Here is a 4207-nt window from a genome sequence, read left to right on the forward strand (position 1 = left end):
AATACTTTTCACATTATCTTCTATATTATTATTTTTAATAATATTTATAAGATTTTCAAAATAAGTAACCATAGATTGGTAATACATAACATCTTTATTTTGATTTTTAAAATCTGTTAATTCGTCTAAATACTTCTTTAAATTACGATAATCTCCACTAGATAACTTTTTTTCCAAAATATTAAATAGTAAAATAGAAAATTCATTTCGATAGCGTGGCAATTGGTTGTATTTCAAAAGATTTTTTTTGCGTTTCTATATACGGTGTCTATTAATTCATTTGAATAAAAATTCAGAGTGTTAATAAATAAAGTTAATTCGTAATATCCCCATGTCTCACACCTCATCAGATAGTCTTGGAGAATATCCTTCTCGTTTTTATGTGAGAAGTTGTTCTGTATCGAATCAATTAACAGACTAATAATGGCTCCATAATGTAAATACTTTTGATTTTTTGTTGATTTATACAATTGTTGAGTTGAATAATAAATATCATTCAATTTAGCCAGGTCCTTTTTATAAAAGGCCTGAATATAGCTAGAGGTCAAAGATAAATCTTGATTTTCTCCATTTTTATAAATAGCTACAAATTCCTCTAAAGTAATGTTTAACCTATCGAGTAGGATTAAAAATCTTTCCACAGTTGTATCACTTTCGCCTTCCTCAAATTTTATTATGGAAGGTCTAGATAGTACTTCTTTATAAAGTACATTTGATTTGATTTTTTTACTTATTCGAATCTCACGAATGATACAGCCAATTTTAGTGTTCATAAACTCAACCACCTCACTAAAACAGTTAGTAATTGCTAACATTTTATCATGAAATTTCTAAAAATTGAAATAATTAAATTGCTAGGAGGTGATAGTGTGATTGAATTTATTTTATTAGTATGGGATTTGATTGGATATTAACTACATTATTTTAAGAATGAAATGGGGATAGACGTATGGAGGATAAGCATATTTTGTTTTTTAATGCTACATATATCAAAAAGATTCTAACGTTAGAAACAGCAAAAAGATTGGGATTAAAAGTTTCAGTAGTTGGTCCATCATTACCGGAGTGGTCCTTTCCTTTTGTAGATCATTTTATTGAAGCAAATACCTATGATATAAATGAAACCATTTCTATTTTGACTAAAAAACATACTCAAATCCATTTTGACGGCGTTATTACTTTTTGGGATAGAGATGTAGTCCCTGTAGCAGTAATTGCTCAAGAATTTGGATTGAAAGGGAGTTCTGTAGCCTCAGCTGTTCGTGCTAGAAACAAAGGTGAAATGCGTGAATGTTTGAGGAAATCAGGAGTTCCTCATCCAAAATTCAAAAAGTTTTCTACCTTGGAAGAACTTAAAAATGCTAGCAAATTAATGGATTATCCATTAATCGTTAAACCTGTTGGCGCCTCAGCCAGTAAAGGTGTTTTTAAAGTTACTTCTCCTGCAGACTTAGAAAATATTTATGATCTATTAATTATTTCTACTACACCGAACAATGATGCTATGTTTTCTTTTTATCCAAATGAATATTTAGTAGAAGAATTTATGGAAGGTCAGGAAATAAGTGTTGAAGGAATAATATCCAATGGTAATATCCATTTTGCAGGTATTACCGAAAAGTGGACAGATTACTATTTTGAGGAATACCAACACGCTTTTCCTGCGAGAGTTTCTGAGAAGGTAGAAAAGGAATTATTATCAATCACAGAGAACGGAATACATGCATTAGGACTTGATAATTGTGGTTTTCATGCCGAAATTATGATGACCAAAAATGGATATAAAATTGTTGAAATTAATGGAAGATTGGGAGGGGATTTTATTACTACTCACTTAATCCCACTTGCCACGGGAATAGATATTACAGAAGCAAATTTATTAGCTGCAATCGGTGAAGAGTTCGATTTTACCTCATCTAAGAATAAAGGTGCTTGTGTAAAATTCCTAACTGCTGAAGTTGCAGGAACAGTCCATGCATGGGAAGGAATAGAAAAAATTAAAGAAATGCCAGGTGTTGTAGATTTTGTAATTGAAAAACAAGTTGGTGATTACGTAGGGTTACCACCTGATATATTCCATGATTCACGGATTGCGTATGTTATTACAGTAGGTGAAAACACAGATGAAGCCATTAATTTTGCTATAAATGCTTGTTCGAAAGTGAGATGTAATATAAGTGAAAAAGTTATTCCTGGTAGGAATTCCTGAAACCCATATAAAAAACGCAATTGCTCGAGCAAAAAAAATAGGTTTTGAAGTTATATTAGGCGATAAACAATCTAATTTAGAGAAATATGAGGAATTAATAGAGAATGCTTATAAAAAAATTATAGTAGATTTCACTAACTTTGATGAACTACTTTTGGTAACAGAAAAAATTCATCAAATGGAAAAGTTAGATGCTATTTTTACTTTCAAGGAGGCAGCGCTATATAACGTCTCTAAAATACAATCATTGTTTAACTTTAAAGGTAATTCAATCAGTAGTGTTAAATCATGTCTTGATAAGTATATAACAAGAAAAATTTTGAAAGACCACGGGTTTTTATCCCCGAAATTCAATTTATGTAAAACTATCGATGAAGTGAAAGAATTTTGGAAATGTAACAAACATCCTATTATTTTAAAACCTCGGAATCAACAGGGGAGTATAGGTGTTCGCAAAGTTGAAGAAGAGCATGAAATTGAGACGGCATTTAATCAGACAATTATCTATAAAGATGAAGAGGATTTTATCTTAGTTGAAGAATTTATTGAAGGAGAAGAGGTTTCTTTAGAAGCAATTATTTACAAAGGAAACGTATATTTATGGGGGGTTACCAAAAAGCTTTTATATTCACAAACATTTGTAGAGTCAGGTCATATCTCACCTTATGCACGTAAAAAAGAAAATGAACTCATGTATAGACAGGTATTACAAGATGTTGTTAGAGCTTTAGATATTCAATTTGGTCCATTACATCTAGAGGGGTTTCATAGTGCAGATGGATTTATCGTAGGAGAGGTACATACTCGCTACGGTGGGGATAATATCGTTAATATTACGGAAATAGCAAATAATTGTGATATGCATACACCTATTTTTGCAGAATTAGCTGATCTAGAATATGACATCCCCTCTGTTCATGAAAGTTCTGTTTGTGCAATTAAGTTTTTAGATGCCAAACCAGGGTTTGTTAAGACGTTAGAGGGATTAGATACTTTAAAAAAACATCCCAATGTAGTGGATTACAATATAAATTTAGAAGTTGGCGATCAAATAGGAAGCATTGAATCAAGTTACGACAGAAGTGGATGGGTTATGGTTAAAGCGAAAAATTATCAGGAAATTGATAAAGTTATCAAAAGCGTTGAGAAAATAATGAAATTAATAACAATTTGATAAAGAATAGAGGGATAAAAATGAACGAAAAATCAAGAAAATTAAGGAGTGCTTGACTGCGGAGCTTTTAAGAGAAAGTATAACACAAAAAACTAAAGCGGTTGTTCTAACCTCTCCTAATAATCCAACAGGTTCAGTTTACTCTGAAATAGAGCTTAAAGAGATTGGAGAAGTGTTATTAGAATATCCCAATATTTTAATTATTTCTGACGAGATATACGATAAATTTGTATATGAAGGATCACATTTTAGTTTACCGTCTATTTTCCCTGATTTATTAAATCGAACAATAATTACGAATGGTTTTTCGAAAGTATTCTCAATGCCTGGTTGGCGTTTAGGTTATATTGCCGCACCGTTAGATATAGCAGTAGCAATCTCTAATTTCCAAAGTCACGCTACTGGTAGTCCAGCAACGATTTCTCAATATGCTGGTATTGCAGCAATTCAGAATTTTGATAACAAAATGGTAGAAGAGTACAAAAAACGACGTGATTTACTAGTAAATGGGCTTAATGAAATTGGTGGAATTAGGTGCTATATGCCGGAAGGCGCTTTTTATGTATTTCCCAATATCTCAAATTTTATAGGTAAAAAATATAAAAATGTGGAGATAACAAGCTCTGATGTATTTTGTAGCCTTTTACTTGAAGAGCAATTACTTTCAGTTGTTCCTGGGGAAGCTTTTGGAGAACCTAATAATATACGTTTAAATTTTGCAGTTTCAAACGAATTAATACATGAGTCTTTAAATAGATTAAAAAATTTTACAAGTTTGATTGATTAAACAACATAGAAAATGTTATATTTACACCAATGGGAGT

The 4207-nt window shown here is 31.2% G+C and carries 5 protein-coding genes; 3 read left to right on the top strand and 2 right to left on the bottom strand.

The features are described from left to right. On the bottom strand, window positions 1-222 hold a 222-nt coding region (locus D1606_RS19165), incomplete at its 3' end, for an Rgg family transcriptional regulator (protein WP_233548168.1). Window positions 223-233: 11 nt separating this feature from the next. Then, window positions 234-773 carry an Rgg family transcriptional regulator gene (locus D1606_RS17985; RefSeq protein ID WP_158582432.1) on the bottom strand — a complete coding sequence of 180 codons (540 nt, stop codon included), beginning with the start codon at window positions 771-773 and terminating at the stop codon, window positions 234-236. 176 nt (window positions 774-949) lie between these two features. On the opposite strand from D1606_RS17985, the gene D1606_RS17990 reads away from it, so the two are divergent. From D1606_RS17990 to D1606_RS18000, 3 genes are read left to right on the top strand one after another with little or no spacing between them, the layout of a single operon-like run. After that, window positions 950-2209, top strand: a complete 1260-nt coding sequence (locus tag D1606_RS17990; protein WP_119417393.1) for an ATP-grasp domain-containing protein — start codon at window positions 950-952, stop codon at window positions 2207-2209. Beyond that, a complete protein-coding gene (locus D1606_RS17995; RefSeq protein ID WP_119417394.1) occupies window positions 2178-3383 on the top strand; it encodes an ATP-grasp domain-containing protein in 1206 nt (401 codons plus the stop codon). The genes D1606_RS17990 and D1606_RS17995 overlap by 32 nt, the downstream gene beginning before the upstream one ends. Window positions 3384-3435: 52 nt before the next feature. Continuing rightward, window positions 3436-4170, top strand: coding sequence for an aminotransferase class I/II-fold pyridoxal phosphate-dependent enzyme (locus D1606_RS18000; RefSeq protein WP_233548169.1), 735 nt, complete (start codon window positions 3436-3438; stop codon window positions 4168-4170). Window positions 4171-4207 lie beyond the last annotated feature (37 nt).

This window comes from Rummeliibacillus sp. POC4 (assembly GCF_003576525.1).
In the GTDB taxonomy this organism is placed as follows: domain Bacteria; phylum Bacillota; class Bacilli; order Bacillales_A; family Planococcaceae; genus Rummeliibacillus.